The following is a 3,795-nucleotide window of genomic DNA, read 5'->3' as shown; positions in this document are numbered from 1 at the left end:
CGACCCTTTTTCGGGCGCGCGCGGTCCCGGCACGGGCGATCGCCGCCAGCAGGCGACAGCAGCCGATCTGAACGTGACGCTCGACGTCACCATCGAGGAAGCGGCGACCGCTGAAAAGGTGACGGCGATGTTCCCCGACGGCCGCAAGGTGGCGGTCAAGCTGCCGGCCTATGTCGAGGATGGCCAGACCATCCGCCTCAAGGGTCAAGGCGAGCAGGGGCCGGGCCAGCCAGGCGACGCGCTGGTCAAGATCCATCTGCGCCGGCATCCACGCTACCGCATCGAAGGCCGCGACCTGCACGCCGATCTGCCGGTGATGCTGGCGGATGCCGTGCTCGGCGCCAAGGTGCCTGTCGAGACGCCGACCGGCAGGCTCGCGGTCAACATTCCGGCCTGGTCGAGCTCCGACAAGGTCCTGCGGCTGAAGGGCAGAGGCCTGCCGGAAAAGGCCGGCGGTCACGGCGATCTCTACGCTCATGTGCGTATCATGCTGCCGGAAGGCGGTGACAGCGCGCTCGAAGCGCTGTTGCGCAGCCAAAAAGGCTGATCGGCGGCTTTTGTCCCCTGAACTGTCCGTTTTGAGCGCTTGAAGGGGCTCTGTGCCTGTGCGATAGGGCAACCCACAAAGCTGAAATCTTGCGGAGAGCGCTCACATGGCGGGTGGACAGGGCCTAATGGCCGGCAAGCGCGGCCTCATTCTTGGCGTCGCCAACAATAGGTCGATCGCTTATGGCATTGCCAAGGCCTGCGTCGATCATGGCGCCGAGATAGCGCTGACCTATCAGGGCGAGGCGTTCAAGAAGCGTGTCGAGCCGCTGGCGGCGGAACTGGGCGCCTTTGTCGCCGGCCATTGCGACGTCACCGATCCGGCGAGCCTGGATGAGGTTTTCGCCAATGTCGCCAGACATTGGGGCAAGCTTGATTTCCTCGTCCACGCCATTGCCTTCTCCGACAAGGATGAGCTGACTGGCCGCTATGTCGAGACGTCACGCGACAATTTCCTGCGCACAATGGACATTTCGGTCTATTCCTTCACCACCATCGCCAAGCGCGCCGAGGCGCTGATGACCGATGGCGGCTCACTGCTGACGCTGACCTACTACGGCGCCGAAAAGGTGATGCCGCACTACAACGTCATGGGTGTCGCCAAGGCGGCGCTCGAGGCCAGCGTGCGCTACCTGGCGGTCGATCTCGGCGCCAAGAAGATCCGCGTCAACGCCATTTCGGCCGGCCCGATCAAGACCCTTGCCGCTTCCGGCATCGGCGATTTCCGCTACATCCTGAAGTGGAACGAGTACAATTCGCCGCTGAAGCAGACGGTGACGCAGGAGGAAGTCGGCGATTCCGGCGTCTATTTCCTGTCCGATCTGTCGCGCGGCGTCACCGGTGAAGTGCACCACGTCGATTCGGGCTACCACGTCGTCGGCATGAAGGCGGTCGACGCGCCTGATATTTCGACGGTCAAGGACTAGCACCCCCCAACCGTCGTCCGTCCCGATCCGCACCGGAAGACCTGATGTACCCGCTGGTTTATATCGCGCGCCACGGCCAGACCGCGTGGAACGCCGAAATGCGGCTTCAGGGGCAGGCTGACACCGATCTCAATGCTCTTGGCCGCGAACAGGCGACCGGCAACGGGCTTCGGCTAGCTGCGTTGGTTCCAGATCCCTGGGAATTCGACTTCGTCGCCAGTCCGATGAAACGGACGCGCGAAACGATGCAGCGTATTCGCGCCGCGATGAAGCTGGATCCGGATGCCTATCGAACCGATCCGCGCCTCGTCGAGGTCAATTTCGGCGATTGGCAGGGATTTACCTTTCCCGAGCTGGAGACGCGGTATCCCGGAGCAAGCGGGACGCGTGCTCTGGACAAGTGGAACTTCCAGCCGCCCGGCGAAGGCGCCGAGAGCTATCAGATGCTGCTCGAACGGGTGAGGCCATGCTTCGACGCGATTGAACGCCAGACGATATGCGTGACCCATGGCGGCGTCATGCGCACCTTGTTTCGTTTCGTTCTGGGATTGGCCGAGGACGAGGCAGCGAACCTGGAAATACCGCAGGATCGCCTGCTCAAGCTCGAAGGCAAGAGTCTGGAGTGGCTTTGATGCATGTCGCCCAAAATTGGCCCCGGTTTTGGGAGAACGACATGCATAAAACAAAGACCTAAAGCGGGTCGCCTGAATCCGTTCAGACGCGACACGCTCTAGGCCATTTCGCAGGCGGCTCGGCGAAAGCTGAACCGCAAACGCTGCATTCAATTGAGGTTGGAAGCTCTAGTTGGCTGAGCTGTCCGGCAGTTCCATGTCGGTGATGACGTTTTCGCCATTGGTCACATCGTAGGCAATGACGATGTCCATGCCCGGCTTCAGCGCGTCGAGATCGGTCTCTGCGTTCAGCTTGTAGGACTTGCCGTCATCCAGCGTCAGCGTCGCCGTGTCCTTGTCGATCTTCTTGATCAGGCCTTCGGTCTGGCCGGCGAAAGCGGCGGTGGAAAGCAGCAGCGTGGCGGCAACGGCGCTAATCAGGGTACGCATAATCGTTCCTCTTTATCATTGCACCGGCATGGCGGCGGGCTGTTCAACAGCGGATGGAGCAGAGCAGAAACCAACCGAATGTGTCAAAACTAAATCCGCCAGATCACAGTTTGACCCCTGTGAAAAACGCCAATAGAACGCAATCTTCAGCCGGCTCCGATGCCGGGCAGGGTATTTCATGTCTCACAACACGTTCGGCCACCTTTTCCGCGTCACCACCTGGGGCGAAAGCCATGGCCCGTCGCTCGGCTGCGTGGTCGACGGCTGTCCGCCCGGCATCCGCTTTACGCGCGACGAGATCCAGGCCGAACTCGACAAGCGCCGGCCGGGACAGTCACGTTTCGTGACGCAGCGTCGCGAACCAGATGAAGTGAAGGTGCTGTCAGGTTTCATCCTCGACGAGGACGGCGAGACGATGATCACCACCGGCACGCCGGTGTCGATGCTGATCGAGAATGTCGACCAGCGTTCAAAGGATTATGGCGAGATCGCCCGCCAGTACCGGCCCGGCCATGCCGACTACACCTATGACGTCAAATACGGGGTGCGCGATTATCGTGGCGGCGGCCGCTCCTCGGCCCGCGAGACGGCAGCCAGAGTGGCGGCCGGTGCCTTGGCGCGCAAGGTGGTGCCCGGCGTGGTGGTGCGCGGTGCGCTGGTGTCGATGGGCGAGAAATCCATCGATCGCGCCAACTGGAACTGGAATTTCATCGGCGATGCGGAAAATCCGTTCTTCACCCCCGATCCGGCTTCCGTTCCTGTCTTCACGCAGTATCTCGACGGCATCCGCAAGGCGGGCTCCTCGGTCGGTGCGGTGATCGAGATCGTCGCCGACGGCGTTCCACCGGGCCTCGGCGCGCCGATCTATGCCAAGCTCGACCAGGACATCGCCTCCGGCCTGATGTCGATCAACGCGGTCAAGGGCGTCGAGATCGGCAACGGCTTCGAGGCCGCCCGCATCACCGGCGAGCAGAATGCCGACGAGATGCGCATCGGCAATGACGGCAAGCCGGTGTTCCTGTCCAACAATGCCGGCGGCATCCTCGGCGGCATCTCGACCGGCCAGGCAATCGTCGCCCGTTTCGCCGTCAAGCCGACCTCGTCGATCCTGACCCCGCGAAAGTCGATCGATAAGGACGGCAAGGACGTCGAGATCATGACCAAGGGCCGCCACGATCCATGCGTCGGCATCCGCGCCGTGCCGATCGGCGAGGCAATGGTTGCCTGTGCGATCGCCGATCATTATCTGCGGCATCGGGGAC

Annotated in this window: 5 protein-coding genes; 4 read left to right on the top strand and 1 reads right to left on the bottom strand. The window is 62.3% G+C overall.

Features of this window, described 5'->3' with window-relative positions; translation table 11 throughout:
* The 3 genes from EOA22_RS27105 to EOA22_RS27095 all read left to right on the top strand — a co-directional run.
* The coding region (locus tag EOA22_RS27105; protein ID WP_281040789.1) for a DnaJ C-terminal domain-containing protein at positions 1–547 on the top strand (547 nt) is incomplete at its 5' end.
* A 106-nt stretch (positions 548–653) separates the two neighbouring features.
* Entirely contained in the window at positions 654–1,472 is an 819-nt protein-coding gene (gene fabI / locus EOA22_RS27100; RefSeq protein ID WP_063167666.1) for an enoyl-ACP reductase FabI, read from the top strand.
* A gap of 44 nt (positions 1,473–1,516) precedes the next feature.
* The gene (locus EOA22_RS27095) at positions 1,517–2,104 is read left to right on the top strand and encodes a histidine phosphatase family protein (RefSeq protein WP_013532802.1); all 588 of its coding nucleotides are present in this window, start codon (positions 1,517–1,519) and stop codon (positions 2,102–2,104) included.
* 168 nt (positions 2,105–2,272) lie between these two features.
* On the opposite strand, the gene EOA22_RS27090 is transcribed toward EOA22_RS27095, so the two are convergent.
* Positions 2,273–2,533, bottom strand: coding sequence for a DUF1344 domain-containing protein (locus EOA22_RS27090; RefSeq protein WP_013532801.1), 261 nt, complete (start codon positions 2,531–2,533; stop codon positions 2,273–2,275).
* A 178-nt stretch (positions 2,534–2,711) separates the two neighbouring features.
* On the opposite strand from EOA22_RS27090, the gene aroC reads away from it, so the two are divergent.
* The coding region (gene aroC / locus EOA22_RS27085) for a chorismate synthase (protein ID WP_127390348.1) at positions 2,712–3,795 on the top strand (1,084 nt) is incomplete at its 3' end.

It is taken from the genome of Mesorhizobium sp. M7A.F.Ca.US.014.04.1.1 (genome assembly GCF_003998745.1).
Lineage (GTDB): Bacteria > Pseudomonadota > Alphaproteobacteria > Rhizobiales > Rhizobiaceae > Mesorhizobium > Mesorhizobium ciceri.
This window is presented reverse-complemented; position numbering and strand designations above follow the sequence as displayed.

Excerpts from the sequence above, each read along its gene's own strand:
- EOA22_RS27090 (WP_013532801.1), bottom strand. The coding sequence starts at position 2,533 with ATGCGTACCCTGATTAGCGCCGTTGCCGCCACGCTGCTGCTTTCCACC.
- EOA22_RS27095 (WP_013532802.1), top strand. The coding sequence starts at position 1,517 with ATGTACCCGCTGGTTTATATCGCGCGCCACGGCCAGACCGCGTGGAAC.
- fabI (WP_063167666.1), top strand. The coding sequence starts at position 654 with ATGGCGGGTGGACAGGGCCTAATGGCCGGCAAGCGCGGCCTCATTCTT.